The sequence below is a fragment of the Microcystis sp. M44BS1 genome (assembly GCF_020244875.1).
GTDB classification, from domain to species: Bacteria; Cyanobacteriota; Cyanobacteriia; order Cyanobacteriales; family Microcystaceae; genus Microcystis; species Microcystis panniformis.
Genome location: NZ_JADBVM010000239.1, coordinates 1 through 25,981 on the forward strand (window position 1 = coordinate 1; position 25,981 = coordinate 25,981).

Below are 25,981 nucleotides of genomic sequence, written 5' to 3' on the forward strand. Positions count from 1 at the left end.
AGGTAGAACCTGAATAAAGCGTTCCCAGGTAGAACCTGGGAACGAGATGAACGAGATGATGGCTACTACTTTTGTAGGGAGGTAATCAAACAATGGATAAAGATAAACTCATAAAATATCGTCAAGCAGTGCAAAATTTGTTAAGTCGCTATGTAGCAGAAGATGTTACCAGTGAAGATGTAGAAGTACAATTAATATTTGATGTGGAACGGGATCATTATCAGTGGATGAATGTAGGATGGGAAGGTTTAAAACGAGTTTACCGCTCGATTGTTCATTTTGATATTCGTGATAATAAGATTTGGCTACAACAAAATTTAACGGAATTGAATCCAGCAGAAGATTTAATTTCAATGGGTGTTAAGAGGGAGGATATTGTTTTGGGACTGCAACCACCTTATAAACGGCCTTATACTAATTATGGTACTTAAAACAAATTCTCCTTGTCCCCTTGTTTCAAGGCTCTGCCTTGAAACACAATATTTAAGGCTCTGCCTTAAAATAGTATTCAGGTAGAACCTGAATAAAGCGTTCCTAGGTAGAACCGGGGAACGAGATAACCCGATAAATCTATTCAAGTTGATGTTTTTGCCTATCAATAAACTCTAGGGATAAAAAACCCATGAAAGTATCAATCAAATCAGGGATAGCGGTTGTCGTCATTACCGGGATGATGGGATTATCGGGAGTCATGTTAAACCCAACGGTGGGACAGGTGATTTCTCAGGTTTCACCGCAAGATAAATTAGCTGAAGCAGAGAGGCTAAATCAGCAAGTTATTCAACTGTATCAGCAGGGAAAATATAACGAGGCAATTCCCCTAGCACAACAAGCTTTAGCTATCTGGAAACAACAATTAGGAGACAACCATCCCCTAATCGCCACCAGTCTCAACAACTTGGCTGCACTTTACTATTCTCAAGGAAGATACAGCGAAGCCGAACCCCTCTACAAACAAGCATTAGCTATCCATAAACAACAATTAGGAGACAACCATCCCCTAACCGCAGCCAGCCTCAACAATTTGGCAGCACTTTACCAGTCTCAAGATGATATTCCTCAAGCCATTAATTATCTCAGCCAAGGACTTGCAGTAGAAGAATACAACCTCTCAGAAAATTTAAAAATGGGGGATGACAAGCAAAAACAAGATTATATGGCAACGGTTTCAGGGACGACTGATGGGGTGATTTCCCTCAATCTTCAAGCTGCACCGAATAACCCAGAAGTAACCCGTCTCGCCTTGAAAACTATCTTAGAACGCAAAGGACGAATTTTAGATGTTTCAACCAATAGCTTACAAATTCTCCGACAACGTACTGATGACCTCGAAAGTCAACAATTATTAACTCAACTGATTGAAGTTCGGACTCAACTATCTAATCTGACTTTTAAAAAGCCTGATGATTTTCCCTCACCAGAAATTTACCGTCAACAACTTAACGAAGTTACCGCAAAAGCAAAAGAAATAGAGGGTAAAATCGGTGTTCGTAGTGCCGAATTTCGTAGCCTATCCCAACCCATTACCCTCGAAGGTATTCAAAAGTTAATTCCTGCTGATGCTGCTTTAGTTGAAATAGTCCGCTATCGACCTTTTAATCCTAAAGCACCTGAAAATCAACGCTTTGGCAATCCTCGCTATGCTGTTTATATTCTCTATCCCAATGGTGACATCAAAGCCAAGGATGTAGGGGAAGCTAAACCGATTGAGGACAAATTAATTTACTTTCGTGACAATCTTGCAGACGCACAAACTCCTCTCCCTCAACTGCAAAAATCAGCGCGTCAACTCGATGAGACATTGATGCAGCCTATCCGTCAATTATTAGGTAATACTAAAACGATTCTGCTTTCTCCTGATGCTGCACTTAACTTAATTCCCTTTGAAGCTTTAGTGGATGAAAATAATCAATACTTAGTGGAAAATTATCATATTACCTATCTCACTTCTGGACGAGATTTACTGCGTCTAAAAGATAAATTTGCTAGTCAACAATCTCCCCTTATTGTAGCTGATCCTTTCTACGGTAAAGCAGGGAAAAAAGTCGCTCTCACTCGTTCCATCGACCTGTCTGAGTTTACTTTTCCCGGTCTTCCGGGTACAGAGGAAGAAGCTAAAGCGATTAAAAATATCTTACGTCAAGCCATTGTCTTAACTGGTTCTCAAGCCACAGAAAACGCCGTCAAACAAGTGAAAAAACCAAATATTCTCCACATCGCTACTCATGGTTTTTTTAAACCGGAACGTAATTTGGGCGAACGCAATCCGGGCGAACGTAATTCGGGCGAACGCAATTCGCCCCTACAGGGTGAACGTAATGTGGTTGAAAATCCTTTATTGCGTTCTGGGTTAGTTTTAGCAGGAGTTACAATCGGTCAAAGTGCAGGAGATGATGGTGTTTTAACTGCTTTAGAAACTACTAATTTAAACTTAGTGGGAACCAAATTAGTTGTCCTTTCCGCTTGCGATACGGGGAAAGGAGATATTAAAATCGGTCAGGGAGTTTATGGATTGCGCCGTGCTTTAGTTATTGCGGGAAGTGAAAGCCAATTAATTAGCCTTTGGAAAGTATCTGATGATGCAACTAAAGATTTAATGGTCGCCTATTATGGACGCTTAAAAAAAGGAGAAGGACGCAGTGAATCTTTAAGACAAATTCAACTAGGAATGCTCAAGGGTGAGAAGCAAAAACATCCTTTTTATTGGGCAAGTTTTATTCCTTCTGGTGATGCAACTTCGATGGAGTTTAGTTCATATCCATAAACACAATGCAATATTTGCTATCACCCAACTAAAAATCATGAAAAATACTGTCACTCTAGAAGAAATACTCCAATTAACCAAGCAACTTTCCTCATGCGAGGGTGTGGCCTGTGGAAAATCTCGATCGCCTGTTGGTTCGAGGCTGTAATTGGTTAAAAAACTATTTGATTGTCAATCCTCAAATGCTGGCTAAATTATCGACCTGCCAAACGCCTGAGCTCACCCAGCCTAGTGCGAGTATTTTAATGAAACAAAGCGAAGCCTTAGCTAGACAGGGTTAGTTAATACCCCCCTGATTTTTTAGGGCTGCCCGGCCAGTTCCGACTCTAATTTGGCTAGAATCTGGGGTTTAAGTTGCTCGAGTTTCTGTTTTAGCATCCGCTTGCTAATTTGCGGGCTGCCACCTTGGCCCGATTGACCATCGGTCAGCCATTGCTGCAAAATTTGGCGTTGATTGGCGGGAATATTAACGGTGATCACATTTTCACAGATGTTGCTGCCTTCGAGGGGGAAAAATAAAATCCAGTATTGACCGGCTTCGGCGAGGGTTTTGGTCATTTTTTGACCTTGGGGGGTTTTTAAGTCCAAATAACAAGGCAACCAGCGGGGGCTCCATTGACGATGATAGAGGACAGTAATCCAGAGAATCATCGGGTGAGGTGTGGGTAAAAAGAGGAATTGATTATAACGGACACTAGCAACCCGGACGGCGATATCTTCTCGATCCAACATTACCCATAAACCGGGAAAAACGCCGTCAGCAGCCTGGAGACAGCGTGAGAAGACAATTTTTTGGCGCGGTTTATCCTCGGGCCAACTGGACTTGAGACAGATATCCCTCGCATTAGCAGCAGAAACAATGGTTTGATTGAAATCAGGAGGGGTTTTGATTTTGCTGGTGTAATCATCGGTTTTTGTGGCTATTTCATTTTTGACTAGGGATTCAAGTCGTTCGAGACGTTGTAGTATATCTGTAACACTTGACGGGCGATCGCTGGGTGCTTTGGCCAAGCAGCGCAGGATTAACTGTTCTAATTCTGGCGGTAATTGCAAGCTAGAATTAAAGGAACGGGGTTCGGCGTAGTGGTGAACCTCATACCAACCGCCAAAGGAGGGATTATCGGGAAAAAGGGGCGTTTCTCCCGTGATCATCTCGTACATCACAATCCCGAAACTGTAGATATCGGAACGATGATCGAGTTCTTTACCTTCCATCTGTTCCGGGGAACAATAGGCTAAGGTTCCCATAAACGATTGGGTTTGGGATTCTCCCGATTGGATGAGTTTAGCGATGCCAAAATCGAGAATTTTCACCAATTCCCCTAATCCTGAGTCCTCAATCACCATAATATTGCTTGGTTTGATGTCCCGGTGAATAATCGGACACATCTCCCCTTGGAAGATAATACCCTTATGGGCGCATTCTAGGCCGAAACAAATCTGACGGGTGAGATTGAGAAAGCGCGGGAGGGGCAGCGGCTGATGTTTGATGATTTCACTCATGCTCTCCCCCTGCAAAAATTCCATGACGTAGAAGGGGACTTCCTTGTCATCTACACCATAATCACGAACTTTAACAATATGAATACTTTTTTCGCCTAAAAGTGCCGAAATAGTCGCCTCTCGCTCGAAGCGCTCGCGCATTCTGTTGTTGAGGAGAGTTTGCGAGAGGAATTTGACGGCGACGGTTACGCCACCTAAGAGTTTATCTTCTGCTCGATATACTTGTCCCATGGCACCGCTACCGATCAACTCGACCAGTTGGTATCGATTGGCAAGTAAGCTCCGATGTCTAGATTCTGCCGACATAGCTAGGCTACTGTGTTAATTATAGTGAGTCTGGTGGAGAGAGTTTTGGTTCTTCGTTACTTGGTCTGGTTCGAGCAGGGGGCATAAATCGACTAAATCCTTATCTGGCAAGAGACTTAATTGATTAGCTCGTTCTAGATCGAAAACAATTGGCAAAAATCGCAGCCATGTCTTTCTATATAAGGGTTTTATCCCTTATAACCCCCGTCCATTACATAACACAAACCGAAGAACCTTTTTTTCGGGCTAAAAGCATCATTTTTAACATATATTTATTTTCAGGCATTTTTAGTCATTGCCCCTTGCATAATTAATTTTTGGGGGTTGAAAAAATGAAAAAACTAAGTATAAAGTACCACAAAATCTCTAAATAGACAATTTGATTGATTATTATTCGTTCTTGATTCTCCTGACTTGAAAGAGGGTGTGGGGTGTGGGGTGTGGGGTGTGGGGTGTAGGGTGTGAGGAAGGAAACCTCTTTCATCTGTGGGGGTGAAAATTTTTTCATCGGGACTGCCTAGGGACTCCTAAACCACCACTACAGGAAACTCCCTAACCCCTGTAAAACTTTTTTGCCGAAAGTGACCGATCTGGGTAATAATTCTTTAATAAAGATTTGTAAACTTGAAAATGATTATCCTTTCGCAGTGCTAGAGATTTAATGAGACGACTAATTGCGATCGAAAAAGCTCTGCTCATCGGTCATATCGTATCGATGGCTTTTGGACTAGCGGGATTGTTGCTAGTCTTGCCCCATCCCGAATTTGTGGCCAATTTACCGGATTTTGGCAAAACCGCCTTTGCTTGGTCAATGGCCGGCGGGGGTGTGGTGTATATGGTGTTAGGAATGGCAGCCGTGGCTGTTTATGCCTATCGGACTCTAGGAGTGTGGCACTGGTTAGGATTCATGGTTCCCGCTATCAGTTTATCCCTTTGTAGCGAACTATTAGGAACCAGTACCGGCTTTCCTTTCGGTCATTATCGTTATCTTTCGGGCCTAGGTTACAAAATTGCAGGTTTAGTACCCTTTACTATCCCCCTATCTTGGTTTTATCTCGGTTTTAGTGCCTATATTATCGCTCGTGTTGGTTTATCCACTCTTGCTTTACCCCAATGGCTACAAAATCTAGGAGCGATCGCTATCGGGGGGGTATTATTAACTTCCTGGGATTTTGTCCTAGATCCGGCCATGAGTCAAACTACCATCCCCTTCTGGATTTGGGAACAACCGGGGGCTTTTTTTGGGATGCCCTATGAAAATTTTGCCGGTTGGTTTGGCACGGGTTGTGTTTTTATGACGGTGGCCACTTTAATCTGGCAAGTGCAACCGGTGAAACTGCCAAGTCAAGATTTAACCCTGCCTTTTGTGATGTATTTGGGTAATTTTGGCTTTGCGACGGTCATGAGTATGGGTGCTGGTATTTATCCGCCGATTTTCTTAGGATTACTCACCGGTATTCTGCCTTTAACACTCCTCTATAATCGCGCCAAGACTGTTGCTTCCGGGCAAACAGTGGCAACCAGCGAAGTAACAACCCTAAAAATCCCCGTTGTTTCGGTGAGAGGAGCCAAATAAGTTGTTAACTGAGATAATTCTCGGTGCATTCTGCCTGGGGCTACTGCTGTCTCAGGCTGTTGCCTTTTTTATCCTTCTTTCCCGTTTGCTAAAAGGGGCGCGTCGTCGTCCTCCCCTGACTCCCCAACCTCCCACCCCGGAGATGTTAGGGACGGTAAGCGTGATTGTGCCGACGTTAAACGAAGTGGCCAGGATTGACGGTTGTTTACGGGGATTGAGTCAACAGAGTTACGAAGTGCGAGAAATTCTGATTGTCGATAGCAATTCCCAAGATGGTACGCGGGAAAAAGTTAAAGAGATAGCGGCAAAAGACCCCCGCTTTCGCTTGAAAACCGATTATCCTTTGCCTCCTGATTGGGTAGGTCGTCCCTGGGCGTTACACAATGGTTTTTTGTTTAGTTCTCCTAAAAGTGACTGGATTTTGGGCATTGATGCCGATACGCAACCTCAGGCAAATTTAGTGGCTAGTTTGGTCAAAGCTGCGATCGCAGAAGGTTACGATTTAGTTTCCCTGTCGCCGCAATTTATCCTCTCCTATCCGGGAGAATGGTGGTTACAGCCAGCTTTATTGATGACTTTGCTCTATCGCTTTGATGCGGCCGGAGTGCGCGGGCAAGATCCCGAACGAGTCATGGCCAATGGTCAATGTTTTCTCTGCCGGCGGTCAGTTTTAGCGGCTTTAGACGGTTATAGCGGGGCAAAAGGTTCTTTTTGCGATGATGTCACCCTCGCCCGTCTAGCGGCAACGAAAGGCTATCGGGTGGGATTTCTCGATGGGGCGAAGTTAATTCGCGTGCGGATGTACGAAGGACTCAGGGAAACTTGGCGCGAATGGGGCAGATCTCTTGACCTCAAAGATGCCTCCTATCAGGGGCAATTATGGGGCGATTTAGCTTTATTAGCTCTTACTCAGGGATTACCGATAATTATCACCCCTTTACTGCTCACAGCTTTGTTTTTTGGCTACGATTTCCTGAGTTTAAAAATTGTCTTGACTTTAAACCTGCTGCTGTTATTGATTCGTTTTGCCCTTTTATTGGCTGTTTCTCCTAGCTACTATCGCGGCGAAAAAGTCAATCTATCTTCAGGATTATTTTGGCTATCTCCCCTAGCAGATCCGCTGGCAGTTATCCGCATTTTTATCTCTGCTTTTACCCGTCCCCAAAGTTGGCGCGGTCGAGTGTATCAGTGAATTGGAAAATAAACATTGGGTGTATGAGGCTCCTCTAACGGTAGATTGATTCATGAATCAATCTACTATGAGAGCAAAAACCTGTACTCCCCTACTCCCTAGCTTACCTCATAAGCCATTAAGAGTAGCAAAAAAAAGAATTAGATTCGGAGAATGAATCAGCCCCAGTATTAAGGGTAGGGTTGATTCATGAATCAACCCTACTATGAATCAGCCCCATAGAAGGCAGGGGGAGATCGAAGGCAAAATCTATCTTCTATGTAATTAGAACCACTTACTTAGAACAGCCTTAATTATACTAGCCTTTTCACTTAAAACCGGGGAATATGATTAAAAAGATGACGCATGACCACAAATTCCCAACAAAATAACGAATAGCCATAACCCTGCTGCTCCACCGTCCTCATCTGAGCCTGTAAACCCTTTAAGGAAAAATCAGGATTCCAACCCGCGTATAAACCCACCCCCACCGGCACATATCGGGAAGCTGTCGCCAGTCCCGAACCCGAAAGACTTGCCGCCACCTGATTGGGAGTTTTCCGATAGATCTGTAGGACTACCTCATCCACAATCCCTTGACGCACCCAAGCCAACCAATTTTGATTATATTTATTCACCGCAAAAGAGTGAGGATTAGGCGAAAGACTCACCACCAACTTGGGATTAATCGCCTTGACATGATCGTGCAACTTGCGGGTTAAATTCGTTAAAGCTTGACTTTTATTGCCAAAAACACGGGGAACCGCCCAATGATCATCTAACTGAATCCCCGCCAAATCTTTTTCTTTTAAAATATCTTCCATATTGCCCAAAAGATAGGCTTGCACCTGCGGATTCGCTGGATCTAACCAGACATTCGTTTCCACCACCGTCTTCCCTGTGGGCGTTTTTAATAACCAATCCGGATGCTTTTTGGCAATGGGATCCTTAGGCGACAGCATCAAACCATACTCAAACCAAGCAAATGGCTTCAAACCCTGCCGTAAAGACTCCTTAACCGCTGCCCTCCAGGGATTGCTCAACGGCGGCACAAACAACCAATTCGTCGGACGTTGGGAAGTCGGATAAAGCGTTCCCCTCAACCCATAAACACTAAAATACACCCGATCATAACCCGATCGCGAAAGATGATTTAACACCTCATCTAAGGACGTAGTATGATGTAACAATATCGTGCCAATATTGGTTAACCAAACCCCCTTCATCTGCTCATTTTCCACTGCCTTTCGGGGAGCCGCTCGGTGAGTAACCAACAACAAAAAAGCCACTCCAGCAACAATCCCAAACCCCTTTAGGTACTTGCTAAACTTAACCATGATTGCCGATTAATCCCACCAAGATATTTGATAATAGTATTATTTTAGTCCGATTTTTAATATTCAGTTCATCATCAGCAAGACCTATTTAGTTATACCAAATCCGGTTATTAAAAACTGATTATCAGTGGAACGTAGGTTGGGTTGAAGCATGAAACCCAACGCCTCCTGCCTCCTGCCTTCGTTAACAGTGAACTGGGGTATCGGGTGTATTAGGCTGCCCTAATACCATTTTTCTTTATTCTTGGCAGGTATCTTACCCCCCCTTGCCCCCCCGACGTCGGGGGGGTTGGGGGGTTAGGGGTGAGGGCGATTAACCATCTCTGCCATTACTTATGAAAAATGGTATAACACACCCAGAAAAGATTTTAGGAAAAATTAACCGACTACACAGAGAATATCCGATGCGTGACTAGCGGTATTCACTTTGTCATCCACATGGCTAATTTTGCCTTCTCCATCGATGATATAGGTGACGCGCTTAGAATAACCACCACCATCGACATCATAAGCTTTGGTGATAGCACCATTGGTATCTACTAGCAATTGGAAGGGTAAACCGTATTTTTCTTTAAATTGTGCATGGGAACCCTGGTCATCCCTGCTCACCCCGAAGACTACTATTTCCTTGTCTTGGTATTGTTCGTAGTTATCCCGGAAGCTTTGTGCTTGCTTGGTGCAGCCGGGGGTATCATCTTTGGGATAGAAGTATAAAACTACGACTTTACCTTGAAAATCCGACAGGGAAACGGTTTTTCCAGTATCGTCGGTGGTGGTAAAGTTCGGTGCGATTGTTCCAACGGTTAAAGCCATAACTCCGATTCCTTTACAAAAGTTAATCTATCTTGATCATAAGGGATGAGGGTCAAAAACAGGGTAATGGGGTGATGGGGTGATGGGGTGATGGGGTGGTCACTGCGTGCGCGTTGCGGGGGGTGATGGGGTGATGGGGAGAAGGGAGAAGAAGTCAGAGCATTTGTACTAATTTTCCTGATCAGTTTAAATGCAGTACAACTGAGAAGACGAACAACAAACCTCCAGAATTTGTTTTAGGATAATATTTGTCAGCTAAGAGGGGGATAATATGGGGCTATTCTGGTTAAAGGTGAGAACTTTTGGGCAAAATATCTTAATCGGTTTAGGTTTAGTGCTATTAATCGGTTTTTATCAGAGTATCAGCGCCAAATCTACCTCATTGATGATTGTTTATCCTCCCGATAATCATCAAACCACGGCCGCCAGAATCTTTTTTATTGGTTCTGCTCCTCCATCGGGTCAAGTTTTGCTCAATAATCAACCGATTCAACGCAGTGCTAAAGGATATTTTGCCCCTAGTTTTCCCCTACAAGTTGGCGAAAATAATTTCACTATTCGCTATCAAAACCAAACTATTAATCGTCAAATAATTCGTCGAGATACTCAAGCAGTTATTCCCCAAGACTTAGCTTTTGCTGATAACTCTCTCAGTCCTTCTGTCCATAAGACGAGGTTAGTGGGGGAATGGATTTGTTTTAGTGCGATTGCCACTCCCCAATCTCAGGTGTCTGTGCAGTTAGGAGATAAAATACTGCCTCTTTTACCCCAACCTCAAACCACAAAACTGCCTAGTAATGCCGCAGTTTTAACTAATCTTAATCAAGCGAATTCCGAGGATAAAACTGGTTACTATCGAGGTTGTCAACAGTTTCAACAAGAGGCTAACTTAGGAAAACCTATTTTTACAGCACAATTAAATAATCGATCGATTAGTCAACAAGGTCAAGGAGAAATTAACATTATTAGCGATCAAAATTTACCAGTGATTGAAATTATAGCTGCCCAAGGGGTAGCACGCACGGGACCGGGTAGTGATTATTCCCGTTTAACTCCTTTACCCCAAGGCACGAAAGCGAGAGTCACTGGGAAAGAAGGAGATTGGTTACGGTTAGATTATGGTGGTTGGATTTTAGAGCGAGAAACCCGTTTAATAGTTAATGAAGTCCTGGATAATGCTAATATTCGTGGTCTCTCTTCTCGCAGTATCAATCAAGCAACGGAAATTATTTTTCCTCTCTCCCATCCTGTACCCATCGCCGTGGCACAAGAAGATGATAAATTTATTTTGACCCTCTATAATACCATTGCCCAAACCGATACAATTTTTCTGGTGGATAATCCTTTAGTTAGACGTTTAGATTGGCGACAAATTAACCCGACCACGATAGAATACACTTTTAATCTTAATCAAAAACAACAGTGGGGTTATAGTCTTCGTTACCAAGGGACAAATTTAATCTTAACCCTGCGTCATCCCCCAGAAAAAAGTGATAATTTACAGGGAAAAGTTATTTTATTAGATCCAGGACACGGAGGTAAAGAAACCGGTGCTGTCGGTCCTACGGGTTACACAGAAAAAGAGATTAATTTGCTTATGTCTAAATTAATTAAACGGGAGTTAGAAAAATTGGGGGCAACAGTTTATTTAACCAGAGAAACGGACATTGAGCTATCCCTACCAGCACGGGTAGAGATGATTAATAATCTGCAACCAACCCTAGCACTATCGGTTCACTATAATGCTTTACCCGATGATGGAGATGCCTTAAATACTCAAGGAATTGGCATATTTTGGTATCATCCCCAGGCAGCGGATTTATCGGTTTTTCTCCACGATTATTTAACCAAAAATCTTAACCGTCCTTCCTATGGAGTATTTTGGAATAATTTAGCTTTAACTCGTCCCTATAGTAGTCCTTCTTTGTTATTAGAGTTAGGATTTATGAGTAATCCTCAAGAATTTGAGTGGATTACCGATACTCAAGCACAAAAACAACTAGCGCAGGTTTTAGCCGCCGGAATTAGCCAATGGTTTCAACAATCTGGGGTAATTGCTTCCAGTTAAAATTTAATGGCAAGCGGAGAGAGATAAGCTTAAATCTTTGTGAAAAATCAAGCCCTAGCTGGAAAGCCAGTGATAGGATTTTCTGGAGTCTTTATTGTAATCTGAGGAAATTAAATCAAGTCGATGCCAAAAATGTTACCAGTGAACAGCAATCGGACAAAATAACTGCTAGATTACAAGGTATAGCCGATCACTCCCTAGTAGATATTTAAACAGCGATCGCTCTGTGATAAAAATCTCTGGATTAGCCAACAACTAAAGATAGTTTACCTGAAAATTTCCCAACAATTCACACCCTTAATCCCCCCTTAATAAGGGGGGCAGGGGGGATAAAAACCACCTTAATAAGGGGGGCAGGGGGGATAAAAACCACCCTCGTTATTCGTTATTATTCTTCATATACCCATGACTAACTCTTTATATATCAGCACGACGGCAACGGGAAGCGGTAGAGCGTTAGTAGCTTTAGGAATTATCGACTTAATTCTCCGCAAAACTAATAAAGTTGCTTTTTTCCAGCCAATTGTTCTCGACTGTTCCGAAGGTCATCGGGATGAAGACATTGACTTAATCCTCAATTATTTTAAATTAGAACAAACCTACGAAGAGGCCTTTGGTTTATGTTACGACGAAGTGAAGGATTTATTGGTACAACAAAAATTTGATGAAATTATCGAAAAAATTATCAAAAAGTTTAAAAACTTAGAAAATAAATATGATTTTATCCTCTGTGAAGGTTCCGATTATCTGCAAGAAAATTCCGCCTTTGAATTTGAACTAAATACAGAAATCGCCAAAAATCTCGGCCATCCCATCTTAATATTAGGTAATGCCTACCAGCGCAGTGTCGAAGATGCCCTTAGTCCGATCCTGATTTCCTGCGATACCTACCAAGATAAAGGTTGTACGGTGATCGGAATTATTATCAATCAAGCTGAAGAGGAAAAAATAGAGGAATTACGGAAAACCCTAACTAAAATTTTTCCCCCCCAAGAATATGCCCTAGGAGTGATTCCCCACAATGCTAAACTTAGCAGCCCGCGAGTAGCAGAAATAGCCCAACAATTACAGGCAAAAGTTCTCTACGGACAGCACAGATTAGATAGTTTAGCTAGTAACTTTCTGGTGGTGGCCATGCAGATGCAAAATGCCCTAGAGCGGCTAAAAGAAGATAGTTTAATTATCACCCCTTGGGATCGCGGCGATGTGATTATCGGGATGTTACAGGCCCACCAATCGGCCAATTATCCCCAATTAGCTGGTATAGTCTTAACAGCAGGTCATAACCTCAATCCTTCGATCGCCCGTTTAATTGACGGTTTGCCCGATCCCTTACCGATTCTCTCCGTCACCACCGATACCTATACCACGGCCGAACACATCCACGATGTGCGAACCACCCTGACCTCGACGGACTACGATAAAATTAACCTCAGTCTGCAGCTTTTTCACAGTAACATCAATCTCGATCGCCTAGAAGCGCAAATTCGCACTTTGCGGACCCAGGGGATTACCCCGAAGATGTTCACCTATAATCTCGTACAACAGGCCAAAGCGCAAAAACGTCACATTGTTTTGGCCGAAGGAACCGAACCGCGCATCCTCCAGGCAGCCACAGTTTTAATCGAACAGGATATCGTCGATTTAACCCTCTTGGGACAACCAGACGAGATCGAAATGGTGATTAAAAAACATGGTATCACTCTCGATCTCGATCGCCTGCAAATTATTAACCCCGTGGCTAGTCCCCATTTTGAAAGCTATGTGCAGACCCTCTACGAAGCGAGAAAAGCCAAGGGAATGAATCTCGATATGGCCCGGGATTATGCACAGGATGTCTCCTATTTTGGCACTTTAATGGTGTATCGAGGCGATGCTGATGGTATGGTATCGGGGGCAGTGCATACCACTCAACACACGATTAGGCCTGCACTCCAGATTATCAAAACTAAGCCCGATTGTGCGATCGTCTCCTCGGTCTTTTTTATGTGTCTAGAGGATCGAGTCTTGGTCTATGGGGATTGTGCGGTCAATCCCGACCCCAGTGCCGAGGAATTAGCCGAAATTGCTCTATCTTCTGCCGAAACCGCCCAAAAATTCGGAATTGAACCGCGAATCGCCCTGCTTTCCTATTCTTCGGGTCAATCGGGCCAGGGAGAAGACGTGGAAAAAGTACGACAAGCGACCAAAATCGCTAGGGAAAAACGCCCCGATTTGAAGCTAGAAGGGCCAATTCAGTACGATGCGGCGGTAGATAGGGAAGTAGCCGCCCAAAAAATGCCGGGGTCAGAGGTGGCGGGCCAAGCAACGGTGTTTATTTTTCCTGACCTGAATACAGGGAATAATACTTATAAAGCCGTACAGCGGGAAACAAAAGCTTTAGCGATTGGTCCAATCCTACAGGGATTAAAAAAACCCGTCAATGATCTCAGTCGCGGTTGTACCGTTCCCGATATTATCAATACGGTGGTAATCACAGCCATTCAATCCCAATCTTTTTGAGTTATCAGTTAGAAAACGGGTTTCTCAAAAAAACCCTTTTTCTGGAATATGCTTATACCATTTCTCTAAATGAAAACTACACATCGAATTTAAGTCACCCTTTTTAAGGGGGATTTAGGGGGATTAAACTTCTGTAGTCAGACTTTGGAGAATTGGTATTATTTCCTCCCGACCGGGCCAGAGCGGGAATCAAAACTATCTCAATGGAGCGAGATGAATCGCGACCAGAATAAAACTAACGCGGTAGCGTTTCCACTTTCGGGGAGTTTTGGTTCTCGACGTATTTTTTTAGTTGTTCGACAGTAACGTCGCCACAACTAGCCACGAAATAAGCTCCCGTCCAAAAATAGGGTTTGTTGTCGAAATACTCGGCCGCCAAATACGGAAATTCTTGTCTAATTAAGCGACTACTAACTGTTTTAAGGTTAGCGATTAGTTTGGTCCATGATTGTAATTATAGCGTTTCCTGTTCGCAAGAGATACATTATCGATGGTGAAAAGCTTAATTAGCAAAGGTTAAACTGTGCCACACAGGTGTGAGAACCGCTATAGTTGATATCCTAGGCAGTAAGTGTTATAATTTAACTATACATCACGCTCACGAAAGACAGTGATAACGCTTACCTACCAGTACAAACTAAAGGTAAACAGACAACAGGAACAGGAGATAATCCACATTCTTGATGTTTGCAAAAGCGTTTATAATTACGCTCTTTCAGAACGGAAAGATTGGTTAAACTCTCGAAAGTGTCTTGCGGATCACTGTTCGCTAGTTTCCGAGTACATAATTCCTGCGGATGAACCCTATCCTAATTACTTCGTTCAAGCTAAAAATCTAACGGAAGCTAAAAAAGTTTACCCGATATTAAAGACGGTTAACGCTCAAGTTTTACAGCAAGTCTTAAAAACTTTAGATAAGGCGTTTAACCAGATGAAATCGAAAGGCTTCGGCTTTCCTAGATTTAAGAAAAAGATGCGGAGTTTTGTTTTTCCTACGCTGTCAAAAAGCTTTCTAGGTGACGAATACTTAAATTTTCCACAATTGGGAAAAATTAGAATCAGGCAATCTAGAGAATACCCGTCTGGGTTCGAGCCTAAACAAGCTCGAATTATCCAAAAAGCGTCGGGATTTTACGTTTCGGTTTCCTTCCAATCTACGGAATTAGTTCCCGATATGACAGTGGGGAAAACCTGTTTAGGAATTGACGCGGGGATTGAGAGTTTTGTTGCTACTTCACGGGGAGATTTAATCAAAGCCCCTCGATTTTTGTTGAAAGTACAGAGTAAGCTTAAATTGCTACAAAGACGCTTGAAACGGAAAACTAAAGGCTCTAGCAATTGGTTAAAACTTCAGGAGAAGATAGCGAGATTACATGAAAAAGTGTCTAATACTCGTAGAGATTGGCACTTTAAGTTAGCTCATTACCTTTGTGATCTTGCTGATAATATCTTTGTCGAAGATATTAACTTCATTTCCTGGTCTAGAGGGATCGTTAGAAAACAATCTCTGGATTCGGGCATCGGTAGTTTTATTAATGAGATACTACCGTTTGTCGCTTGGAAACGGGGGAAATATTATCTTAAGGTCGATAAAAACGGAACTTCCCAGGAGTGTCCGAATTGTGGCGCGATTACTGGCAAAAAGTCGTTATCAGAAAGAGTTCACCGGTGTGATTCTTGCGGCCACATTGAACCGAGAGACACGGCATCAGCGAAGGTAATCGAGAACCGAGGAAAAAACGCGGTCGGACTGACCGTGTTAGAAAACGCTCGCGGAGGCGATTTGACGGGGATCGACTGGGTTAAACCAGGTCGATCTAGTTAAAAACCTATGAACCGAGAATCTCCCGCTACACCGCGCGAGCGGTTAGCGGGGGAGAGTCAAAATTAGAATGATTAAACCCCAACCATAACCCCGCCTCGATAGCCGATAACCGATCGCTAAACATGGATCCATCTTTCGCCCTTACCCTGCAAATTGTCATCACTGTGGTGGCGGGTATTACAGCCCAAGTCATTGCCGAATACCTGAAAGTTCCCAGTATTGTCTTCCTGCTCATTTTTGGGATTGCCTTAGGGTCCGATGGTTGGGAAATTCTACACCCCCAAAGTCTGGGAATTGGCTTAGAAGTCCTTGTTGCCCTCTCTGTGGCGATTATCCTATTTGAAGGTGGTTTAAGCCTAAACGGACGGGAATTAGGGCGAGTTTCTGGCAGTTTACGCAACCTTGTCACCCTCGGTACTTCCATCACTCTCATCGGTGGCGGTATGGCAGCCCACTGGTTGGGGGAATTTCCCTGGCCGATCGCTTTTCTTTACGCTTCTTTAGTGGTGGTAACTGGTCCGACGGTGATCGGGCCTTTGCTGAAGCAAGTAGCCGTAGATCGACGGGTGGCGACGCTTTTGGAAGGGGAAGGGGTATTAATCGACCCTGTGGGCGCAATTTTAGCCGTAGTGGTGCTAAATACAATTATTGATAGTCATGCCCGCCCCATGGAAATTATCACTGGTTTAACCCTGCGTTTAGGCATCGGGGCGGCGATCGGCATTGCTGGAGGGGGATTGTTAAGTTTTATTATAAAAACTTGCAATTTTTTGACTTTTGAGCTAAAGAATCTCGTGGTTTTAGCGGGAGTCTGGGGATTATTTGGTTTATCGCAATTTAGTCGCAGTGAATCGGGGTTAATGGCGGTGGTAATGGCGGGAATTGTGCTAAAAGCGGCGGCTGTTCCCGATGAGCGGTTATTAAGGCGTTTTAAGGGTCAATTAACGACTCTTTGCGTGTCGGTACTGTTTATTTTACTAGCGGCGGATCTTTCGATCGCCAGTGTCATCGCTTTGGGTTGGGGCAGCGTCCTGACGGTGTTAGTCTTGATGCTGGTGGTGCGTCCCCTGAGTGTGGCTTTGTGTACCCTAAAAAGTGATCTAAATTGGCGACATAAGTTATTCATCGCTTGGGTTGCGCCTAGGGGAATAGTTTCTGCTTCTGTAGCTTCTTTATTTGCCATTTTACTCACCCGTGCCGGTATTAATGGCGGTGAAGCGATCAAAGCTTTAGTCTTTTTAACAATTTTAATGACCGTTTTTATTCAGGGATTAACGGCGCGGTGGGTGGCAAAAGGGCTAAAAATCACTTCTTCTGCGGCAACAGGGGCAGTAATCGTCGGTTGTAATCCCCTAGGTCGCTTAATCGGCTGTTTATTCCAAGAACAAGGGGAAAACGTGGTTTTAATCGATACGGATGCCGCAGCCTGTCAGCAAGCACAAGAAGAGGGTTTAACGGTGCTGCAGAGTAGCGCACTTGATACAAAAATACTGCAAGAAGCCGGCATCGAATCCATGGGGACTTTTCTAGTTTTGACTAATAATAGCGAGGTTAATCTGGTTTTAGCCCAGAGAGCTAGGGAGGAATTTCATCCTCCCCGGGTGTTGGCTGCCTTTGCGGGAACCCCCAACCCAGATAAAAATAAAGTTAATCAGGTTTTTCTGCCTAGTTTTTCGGTCAAGGAATGGAATCAGTATTTAGACGATAATCAGATTAAATTGGGTAAAACCATCTTTAAAACCGATGATTTGAGCGAACAACAAACCAGATTAACTAAATTAATCGAAAATGGCGAACTGCTGCCCCTACTATTGCGTCGCGATAATTCCCTACAGGTAGTCACAGAAAGGGAAGAATGGCGCACAGGAGACGAATTAATCTATATTCTGCGCGATTTACGCCCACAACTGCTTAAACGTCTTTCTGGCACTGTCAGAACCCGTTTATCTTTAGAAATCTTACCCGAAGTAGAAATCGCCACCAGTAGATAAGTAATAGGACAAAATTAACTTCTTGGTTAGGATAGGAACTCTGGCAACTTAAGGGACTTGCGTGGGAATAATATCCCAATCGATCGGAGGGCGCAAGCTTTGCGCCCCTACAGTAACGGATTTTGTCCACAATGTAGGGGCGAACTGCGTTCGCCCAAAAGGTACATTATCAAAGCGCAAGTCCCTTAGCTAAAAAAAACGGTACACTGATAACTGATAATTGATAACTGATCACTGCTTATGCCTCCTCGTTGGCCCCGTCAACCCGACCGCAAAAACGATCCCGCTTTCCGACGTTTAGATGATCGCATGAATTTCGCCGTTCATGTAGCGGGTTTTTTAGCGATTAATTCAGGGTTGTGGTTTTTTCATATCATTAAATTTTCCGATTGGACTTGGTTAAATCTGTTCACGGGAATTTGGGCTATTCTATTGGTGGGACATTTGATTTATATAGCGGCGATCGCTAACTACTCGGTAACATCCCATGGCTAACACAACTCAGGACATCGAAAATCTGGCGGCCCAAATCGGCGACAATATCTACATTGACGTGGCTAAATGGCATCTCTATCTCCGGGAAGCACATTTACACAGCGTCGTTGCCGAAAAAGTCTTCCCTTTGCTCGAAAACGACAGTTTAAGCGAGAATGCAGTCATGTCTGTCCTGCGGGAGATAAAAGTCACCCTCGGAGGTGGTCATCTACAAGTTTCTCTAGCGGATTTATTACCCAGCAAATGTCAGATAGATTTAATCGATTTGCTGGAAGAATACCAAAAAAGTCTCTAAAATTCCCGAATAGTATGTCTGATAACTCGCAGACTAGGACTAACAGGCTAAAGTAGTTAGAAATAGTCCCCCAGAAGCAAACTATGGAAATAGGTGTTCCCAAAGAGATTAAAGATCAAGAGTTTCGCGTCGGTTTAAGTCCCAGTAGTGTGCGTGTACTCAATGATCGCGGTCATAGGGTATTTGTGGAAACGGCCGCCGGGTTGGGTGCCGGATTCAGCGATGAGGATTACCAAAAAGCCGGGGCCAAAATTGTGGAAAAAGCAGCCCAAGTTTGGGATAAACCGCTAGTTGTCAAGGTAAAAGAGCCGCTTAAGACAGAATACGGCTTTTTAAACAAGGAAGCTCTCCTATTCACCTATTTACACCTAGCTGCCGAGCGCCATTTAACGGAAGCATTAATCGAGTCGGGAACAACTGCGATCGCTTATGAAACGGTCGAGCTTGCCGATGGTCGCTTGCCTCTCTTAACTCCCATGAGTGTTATTGCCGGTCGTCTTTCGGTACAATTTGGGGCCCGCTATCTGGAAAAACAACAGGGAGGTAGGGGAGTTTTACTGGGGGGTTTCCCCGGGGTGAGTCCTGGACAAGTGGTTATCCTTGGCGGTGGTGTGGTGGGTACGGAAGCGGCCAGAATTGCCATCGGTATGGGAGCAAAAGTAACTATTTTAGATATTAACGTCGAGCGCTTGGCCTATTTAGAGACTTTATTCGGTTCCAGGGTAGAATTGCTTTATAGTAGCCCAGCACAATTAGAAAATGTGGTTCCTAAGGCCGATTTATTGATTGGGGCAGTGCTAGTCTTAGGAAAACGAGCGCCGACTCTAGTTTCTCGCTCTTTAGTCGCCAAAATGAACCCTGGTTCTGTAATTGTCGATGTGGCAGTGGACCAAGGTGGCTGCGTGGAAACCCTGCGGGCCACTTCCCACAGTCAACCGACTTACCTGGAGTCGGGAGTAGTACATTATGGAGTGCCTAATATGCCTGGAGCAGTACCCTGGACGGCAACCCAAGCTTTAAATAATAGTACCCTACCCTACGTTATTAAATTAGCCGACCATGGGGTAAAAGCCTTGGATCAAGATGTTTCCCTCGCTAAGGGGTTAAATGTCGCCAATCATCGGTTAATTCATCCAGCAGTGCGCGAAGTTTTTCCCGATTTGATTTGAGCAGTAATTTCAGGGCTGATGGTGGTATTTTCCAAGGGCTATGACTAAGAATTTATGGACAAGGGATGAGCTGCTGATCGCTCTCAATTTATACTATAAATTTCCCTATGGACAATTCCATACTAACAATCCTGTTATTATCGAAGTCGCTGAAAAGTTACAGCGAACACCATCGGCCCTAGTGATGAAATTATGTAATTTTGGTTCTCTCGATCCTAGACATCAATTGCGAGGAGTACAGGGGTTAAAAGGTATCAGTAAAGCTGATCGGCAAATCTGGCAGGAGTTCGAGGATAACTGGACAGAATTGGCCCTAGAAAGTGAGGAAAAATTACAAGTTCTTTTAGGAGTTATCAACGAGCAGCAAGAGGATTTTACTAGACTTGATTTTTCGGGAAAGATCAAAACAGAAAACGAAGCAATCAGAAAAGTTAGAATCGGACAAAACTTTTTTAGAAAGACAATTTTAGCCCTATATAACTATCGTTGCTGTATTACAGGAAATCCCATTCCTCTGTTATTAACAGCTAGTCATATATTACCCTGGAGTCAATTTCCCGAACAACGTTTAAACCCTCATAATGGACTGTGCCTAGCTCGTACTCATGATACTGCTTTCGATCGAGGTTTAATTAGTTTCGATGAGGATTTAAGATTAATTATTGGCCATGAGATCGAAAAAAAGGCTCAGGATCAAGGTAGCGAGACGTTAGCACTAAATTTTATCAACTATCGCGGTAAAACTTTAAATGTTCCCGATCGCTTTTTACCAGATTTGGATTTTTTAAACTATCATCGCTATCATATATTTCAGGGCTAAAAGTACGATATTGCCGCACCAGCTTGACTAAGCAGGTCAATTTTATCAGTACCAATAGCAAAATCCGTAACTCGGTCTAGGGCTGCGGCAGTGGACTGACTAAACTGGTCGCTTAACAAACCTGAATTTAAAGGGAATCCAAACAGTTATCCAAATCCGCCAAGGATTGAAAACCCAAGAGAGCCTCCCCCAACTGTTCTAATTGCGACGCCGTCAGCCCACGAATCTGGGCTACCACATCCGGACTCAGGGTACCAAATCGTTTTGACAACTGTCGCACAATCAGCAGAGATTCTCCTTCGAGAAGCCCCTCCTGACGACCCTCCTGGCGACCTTCTTGACGACCTTCTTGACGGGCAATACGTTCTACCGATAAGACATAGGGCATGGCTTTATTTTTCTCCAAATTTTGAATGGACGTCCACAGTTGTTTCTCCAAGTCTTGGGGCAACTTCATTAACCAGTCGATAATGCCAAACAAATCAAGAATCCGTTGCTTATCCCAATCCCTCTCATATAGTAATCGAGCCAACTGCCACTTGGCGTCATAGCGCCCTGACGGATTATTGCGGGTTTGTTGGGTTAATAAATGGGCCGCAGTCACCAGGGCAAAAGGGTTGGGATTGTCTAGCAAAGCATTGAGACAGTTGGCGTAGTCAAGAATTTTTACTGTCGCAAATTCAATGCTTGTCCGACTACCAAGCAAGTCGTAGCTGAATCCCTGGGGTCGCCAGCTTGGATTTGTATCTGCTAACACGGCTAAGGTGGCAACCGGGCGACGGTAACGGTCATAAAGCCGATAGTTGTAAATAAACAACCGTTCAGCAAAGGTTCTATTCCGTCGCCCCTGAACCTCCACATGAATATAAACCCATTCCTGCTTGGCCGTGGTCAGGGTCACTTCTACCAAACAGTCCACCCGTCGCCGCCCTAATTCCGCATCTGCCACAATTTGGGCCAGTTCTTGCTCCAGAAACCTATGGGGGAATGTCCAATCAATGGACTCATAAGCCGCCGGAAAGTAAAACGCCAGAAATTCCTGGAAATACCGCACCAGAGCCGTTTTCCAAGGACTATCGTAGTCGTCAGGTGCATTGGTCATGAACTAAACGTTACTGATTGCACTAATCCCCCTTGAGTTTACGCCATAGTGACCGCCTCCCACTGCGATCACCATTTCCTTCCCTGTGATCAACTTTGACGCTTACGTTTGAAACTCGCACCAATGGCGATCGCCTGTCAGAGCCGATGAGTTGATGACTGGTGAATGGGGGAACTCGATTTAAGAATCCCCCCATTAATTTAGACAAAGAAACTATTGACCGCAATAGTGCCGAGCGCTGGTAAAGTACCCGTTAATCCGGTGAGATTAATCACCAAATCATTAGCACTTTGGAAACCCGCCGTGCCGTCGTTGATAATTAGGTAAGTAGAAGAACTATTGTCCCGCACTAAAACAGCACTGTTAATTCCGAGAGCTTGATTTCCGGCTGTTGCCCCATTAGCATCGGTAAAGACGTTAGTAACAATGGTGTTAATATTGGTCGTGGTGCTATCTGTTGCCCGGGTAAAAGCGACCGGGGCATTAATGGCCGCACCAGCTTGACTAAGCAGGTCAATCTTATCATCACCAATAGCAAAATCCGTAACTCCGTCTAGGGCTGCGGCAGTGGACTGACCAAACTGGAAGATGAAGATGTCTGTCCCCACCCCACCGGTTAAAGTATCGATTCCAGCAGCACCATTGAGGCTATCGTTACCAGCGCCACCGATTAGGGTATCGATTCCAGCAGCACCATTGAGGCTATTATTGCCACTATTCCCTGTAATCTGGTTATTTAAGCCATTACCCGTGCCATTAAGATTACCAGTGCCAGTGAGAAGGAGATTTTCCACGTTGTCGGGAAGGGTATAGGAAATGGAAGCTTGCACGGTATCGGCTCCCTGGTTGAGAGCTTCAATGACCAAATCCCCGGCGTTATTTACCGTATAAGTATCATTTCCGGCTAATCCAGTCATGGCATCTGCTCCAGAGGTTCCCGCAAGGGTGTCCGGACCAGAAGTACCGATAAAGTCATCATTATTGATAGTTCCCGTGGCATTAGCGGTGGTAATAGTAGCGCCGTTGGTGGCATTGGAGAGGGTGACGGTAAAGTTTTCGTTCAGTTCTACCGTTGTATCCCCCTGAACGTTAACAGTAATCACTTTTGAGGTTTCCCCCGTCGCAAAACTCACGGTTCCTGAAGGTAAGATTCCCCCAACAAAATCAGTGGCATTAGCAGGATTGCTGCCGCTGCCGGTAACTGCCCAGTTAACGTTATTGCTTCCCGTGGTATTAACCGCACGAGTGACGGTGAAGGTGAAGGCTTTACTGCCACTGTTGCCCTCGGTTTGATTGGCATTGGTGGCGGCAATAGCGAGGGTGGGGATTGCTACATCATCATTTTGAATGGTTCCCGTGGCAGTAGCGGTGGTAATAGTAGCGCCGTTGGTGGGAGTGGAGAGGGTGACGGTAAAGTTTTCGTTCAGTTCTACCGTTGTATCCCCCTGAACGTTAACAGTAATCACTTTTGAGGTTTCCCCCGTCGCAAAACTCACGGTTCCTGAAGGTAAGACTCCCCCAACAAAATCAGTGGCATTAGCAGGATTGCTGCCGCTGCCGGTAACTGCCCAGTTGACGTTATTGCTTCCCGTGGTATTAACCGCACGAGTGACGGTGAAGGTGAAGGCTTTACTGCCACTGTTGCCCTCGGTTTGACTGGCACTGGTGGCGGCAATAGCGAGGGTGGGAACTGCTACATCATCATTTTGAATGGTTCCGGTGGCAGTAGCAGTGGTAATGGTAGCGCCGTTGGTGGCATTGGAGAGGGTGACGGTAAAGTTTTCGTTCAGTTCTACCGTTGTATCTCCCTGAACGTCAACAGTAATCACTTTTGAGGTTTCCCCCGTCGCAAAACTCAAGGTTCCTGACGGTAATACTCCCCCGACAAAATCAGTGGCATTAGCAGGATTGGTTCCAGTGCCAGTAACTGCCCAGTTGACGTTATTGCTTCCCGTGGTATTAACCGCACGAGTGACGGTGAAAGTAAAGGCTTTACTGCCACTGTTGCCCTCGGTTTGACTGGCATTGGTGGCGGCAATAGCGAGGGTGGGAACTGTGGGACCACCCACATTTAAGGCCCACAATTCAGTACCGTTCACGCCGTTATTGGCCTCGAAGAACAGGGTGTTGCCCACTGCCGTCAGACTGCGGGAGGAGGAGGTAGAGGAACCGGAACCGGGGCGGATGTCGGCCACCAAAACCGTACCCGCCGCCGTGCCGTCGCTCTTCCATAATTCCCGACCGTTCACGCCGTCATTGGCAGTAAAGAACAGGGTGTTGCCCACCACCGTCAGAGAGCCGGGGTAGGAGCTAGAGGAACCGGGGCGGATATCTTTGACCAGAACCGTGCCGGCCGCCGTGCCGTCGCTTTTCCATAATTCAGTACCGTTCACGCTGTCATAGGCCTGGAAGAACAGGGTACTGCCCACCGCCGTTAGAAGGAAGGGGTAGGAGCTAGAGGCACCAGGGCGGATGTCGCCCACCAGAACTGTACCGGCCGCCGTGCCGTCGCTCTTCCATAATTCACGACGGTTCACGCCAATGGCAGTGAAGAACAGGGTGTTGCCCACCGCCGTTAGATAGCGGGGGGAGGACCAAGGGGAACCGGGGCGGATATCCTTGACCAGAACTGTACCTGCCGCCGTGCCGTCGCTTTTCCACAATTCTCGACCGTTCACGTCAATGGCAGTGAAGAACAGGGTATTGCCCACCGCCGTTAGATAGCTGGGGTAGGAGCTAGAGGAACCGGGGCGGATATCTTTGACCAGAACCGTGCCGGCCGCTGTGCCGTCGCTCTTCCATAATTCATCACCGTTCACGCCATCATTGGCATTGAAGAACAGGGTGTTGCCCACCGCCGTTAGAGAGCGGGGGGAGAAGCCATAGGAACTGGGGCTGATATCTTTGAGCAGAACCGTACCGGCGGCCGTGCCGTCGCTTTTCCATAATTCACGACGGTTCACGCCAATGGCAGTGAAGAACAGGGTGTTGCCCACTGCCGTTAGATCGTAGGGGGAGGACCTAGAGGAACCGGGGCGGATATCTTTGACCAGAACCGTGCCGGCCGCTGTGCCGTCGCTCTTCCATAATTCCCCACCGTTCACGCCATCATTGGCATTGAAGAACAGGGTGTTGCCCACCGCCGTTAGAAGGAAGGGGTAGGAGGAGGAGGCACCGGGGAAGATATCTTTAACTAAAAAAGGGGTTGACATGATTTTTTCCTGAATAAAGGGTGAAAATTAAACAATTAAGTAGTGGTGCAGAATAAATTTCCTAGTGGAGAAAGGCACTCATGCAAGGGGCAAGGGGGGGTTAGATTTGTGTAATTAATTTTGCTTAGGTACTTAAGCCAACCCACGTTCATCTCTGGCATAGATTAGAATCGATTATTAACATTGATTTTTGCTTATGATTTATTATGGTTTCAGTGGGTATTAATAGAAGTCATGGCGCTGACCTAGAAAGATTACTGCGGCTATTTTACTCAAAGAATCGTCAACCTTTCAAGGTTTCTATAACAAAAATTAACATTTATTACAAGAAACCCGTTTTCTCAATGACAAGAAACCGGGTTTCTCAAAGAAACCCGGTTTCTAAATAGGTTCTCAAAGAAACCCGGTTTCTAAATAGGTTCTCAAAGAAACCCGGTTTCTAAAGAACTAGGATTGGATTTTTGCCAAAGACTGCTTAAATTCTGCGAGAGAATTAGCGGTAGCTGCTAATTTAACAATCTCTTGTAATGTAGATAGTACCGAAACTTTATTAAGGTATTGTTCCACATCTAAAGGAACTTCACCTAAGCGAGCTTGCAAAACTGTTTTGACAAAATCACGAGCATTTTCTAACGCCCCAATTTCCTTACCAATTTCCTTACCTATTTCTTTACCGCGTTCTATCCCTCGTAACTCGCCAATTTCCTTACCTATTTCTTTACCGCGTTCGATTCCTCGTGACTCCATATTACTCATTAAAGGCATGGTTCTTTCCTCCTCAAATTGTTTGATTTTACTCTCTAAACTTGTCTGCAATTCAGTTGATAAAGTCATCATATTGTCGATGATTTCAAATAATTTAATTATCTGTTCCCTCTCGAACCCCCTGTCATACAATCCCCTGATTAACCTCCACTTCCACTGTTCCCGTTCTGGCAGCTTCCCAGTAGTCGCTTTTGTTTTCAGGTGTGCCATGACTATTATAGCAAAGGGATTGCTACTTGCTTCTAGTTCTGACCAGCTTTCCTCATA

General features: G+C 44.7%; 18 protein-coding genes and 2 pseudogenes. 12 read left to right on the forward strand and 8 right to left on the reverse strand.

Features of this window, described 5'->3' with window-relative positions; translation table 11 throughout:
• Positions 1-92 precede the first annotated feature (92 nt).
• Together IM515_RS18645 and IM515_RS18650 are read left to right on the forward strand one after the other, a co-directional pair.
• Complete coding sequence (locus IM515_RS18645) at positions 93-431, forward strand: XisI protein (RefSeq protein WP_002743169.1); 339 nt, start codon at positions 93-95, stop codon at positions 429-431.
• 191 nt (positions 432-622) lie between these two features.
• Entirely contained in the window at positions 623-2,764 is a 2,142-nt protein-coding gene (locus IM515_RS18650) for a CHAT domain-containing protein (protein ID WP_287698123.1), read from the forward strand.
• Positions 2,765-3,064: 300 nt separating this feature from the next.
• Here IM515_RS18650 and IM515_RS18655 read toward each other — a convergent pair whose 3' ends face one another.
• Positions 3,065-4,573, reverse strand: a complete 1,509-nt coding sequence (locus IM515_RS18655; RefSeq protein ID WP_287628104.1) for a serine/threonine-protein kinase — start codon at positions 4,571-4,573, stop codon at positions 3,065-3,067.
• Positions 4,574-5,234: 661 nt separating this feature from the next.
• Here IM515_RS18655 and cruF point away from each other — a divergent pair.
• Together cruF and cruG are read left to right on the forward strand one after the other, a co-directional pair.
• Positions 5,235-6,149 carry a gamma-carotene 1'-hydroxylase CruF gene (gene cruF / locus IM515_RS18660; protein ID WP_287628105.1) on the forward strand — a complete coding sequence of 305 codons (915 nt, stop codon included), beginning with the start codon at positions 5,235-5,237 and terminating at the stop codon, positions 6,147-6,149.
• 1 nt (position 6,150) lies between these two features.
• Positions 6,151-7,341 (forward strand): 2'-O-glycosyltransferase CruG, encoded by a 1,191-nt coding sequence (cruG, locus tag IM515_RS18665; protein ID WP_287628106.1) that lies wholly within the window; start codon positions 6,151-6,153, stop codon positions 7,339-7,341.
• A gap of 311 nt (positions 7,342-7,652) precedes the next feature.
• Here the strand turns inward: cruG and IM515_RS18670 are convergent, their stop codons facing one another.
• Positions 7,653-8,657 (reverse strand): glycoside hydrolase family 10-like protein, encoded by a 1,005-nt coding sequence (locus tag IM515_RS18670; RefSeq protein WP_287628107.1) that lies wholly within the window; start codon positions 8,655-8,657, stop codon positions 7,653-7,655.
• Positions 8,658-9,035: 378 nt separating this feature from the next.
• Positions 9,036-9,470, reverse strand: a complete 435-nt coding sequence (locus tag IM515_RS18675) for a peroxiredoxin (protein ID WP_002772231.1) — start codon at positions 9,468-9,470, stop codon at positions 9,036-9,038.
• Positions 9,471-9,741: 271 nt separating this feature from the next.
• Here IM515_RS18675 and IM515_RS18680 point away from each other — a divergent pair, with 271 nt between their 5' ends.
• Together IM515_RS18680 and pta are read left to right on the forward strand one after the other, a co-directional pair.
• A complete protein-coding gene (locus IM515_RS18680; RefSeq protein WP_287628108.1) occupies positions 9,742-11,538 on the forward strand; it encodes an N-acetylmuramoyl-L-alanine amidase family protein in 1,797 nt (598 codons plus the stop codon).
• Positions 11,539-11,943: 405 nt separating this feature from the next.
• Positions 11,944-14,040, forward strand: coding sequence for a phosphate acetyltransferase (gene pta / locus IM515_RS18685; RefSeq protein WP_287628109.1), 2,097 nt, complete (start codon positions 11,944-11,946; stop codon positions 14,038-14,040).
• Between the two features lie 235 nt (positions 14,041-14,275).
• On the opposite strand, the pseudogene IM515_RS18690 reads toward pta, so the two are convergent.
• A pseudogene (locus IM515_RS18690) lies at positions 14,276-14,482 on the reverse strand (IS200/IS605 family transposase); the annotation flags it as partial.
• A gap of 168 nt (positions 14,483-14,650) precedes the next feature.
• On the opposite strand from IM515_RS18690, the gene IM515_RS18695 reads away from it, so the two are divergent.
• The 6 genes from IM515_RS18695 to IM515_RS18720 all read left to right on the forward strand — a co-directional run bounded on the left by IM515_RS18695 (position 14,651) and on the right by IM515_RS18720 (position 20,635).
• Positions 14,651-15,865, forward strand: coding sequence for an RNA-guided endonuclease InsQ/TnpB family protein (locus IM515_RS18695; protein ID WP_287628110.1), 1,215 nt, complete (start codon positions 14,651-14,653; stop codon positions 15,863-15,865).
• 122 nt (positions 15,866-15,987) lie between these two features.
• Entirely contained in the window at positions 15,988-17,856 is a 1,869-nt protein-coding gene (locus IM515_RS18700) for a cation:proton antiporter (RefSeq protein WP_287628111.1), read from the forward strand.
• Positions 17,857-18,096: 240 nt separating this feature from the next.
• The gene (locus tag IM515_RS18705) at positions 18,097-18,351 is read left to right on the forward strand and encodes a hypothetical protein (protein ID WP_002761850.1); all 255 of its coding nucleotides are present in this window, start codon (positions 18,097-18,099) and stop codon (positions 18,349-18,351) included.
• Complete coding sequence (locus IM515_RS18710) at positions 18,344-18,646, forward strand: DUF3181 family protein (protein ID WP_287628112.1); 303 nt, start codon at positions 18,344-18,346, stop codon at positions 18,644-18,646. The genes IM515_RS18705 and IM515_RS18710 overlap by 8 nt, the downstream gene beginning before the upstream one ends.
• Before the next feature lie 83 nt (positions 18,647-18,729).
• Entirely contained in the window at positions 18,730-19,815 is a 1,086-nt protein-coding gene (gene ald, locus IM515_RS18715; RefSeq protein ID WP_287628114.1) for an alanine dehydrogenase, read from the forward strand.
• Positions 19,816-19,855: 40 nt separating this feature from the next.
• Positions 19,856-20,635, forward strand: a complete 780-nt coding sequence (locus IM515_RS18720; RefSeq protein ID WP_287628115.1) for an HNH endonuclease — start codon at positions 19,856-19,858, stop codon at positions 20,633-20,635.
• Positions 20,636-20,640: 5 nt separating this feature from the next.
• On the opposite strand, the pseudogene IM515_RS26175 reads toward IM515_RS18720, so the two are convergent.
• The 4 genes and pseudogenes from IM515_RS26175 to IM515_RS18735 all read right to left on the reverse strand — a co-directional run.
• Positions 20,641-20,742 (reverse strand): annotated as a pseudogene (locus tag IM515_RS26175) (bluetail domain-containing putative surface protein); the annotation flags it as partial.
• A 20-nt stretch (positions 20,743-20,762) separates the two neighbouring features.
• Positions 20,763-21,737 (reverse strand): DUF4351 domain-containing protein, encoded by a 975-nt coding sequence (locus IM515_RS18725; RefSeq protein WP_287628116.1) that lies wholly within the window; start codon positions 21,735-21,737, stop codon positions 20,763-20,765.
• Between the two features lie 200 nt (positions 21,738-21,937).
• Entirely contained in the window at positions 21,938-24,949 is a 3,012-nt protein-coding gene (locus IM515_RS18730) for an ELWxxDGT repeat protein (protein ID WP_287633227.1), read from the reverse strand.
• A gap of 447 nt (positions 24,950-25,396) precedes the next feature.
• Positions 25,397-25,981, reverse strand: a 585-nt coding sequence (locus IM515_RS18735) for a hypothetical protein (protein ID WP_287698125.1), incomplete at its 5' end; no start/stop codon positions are given.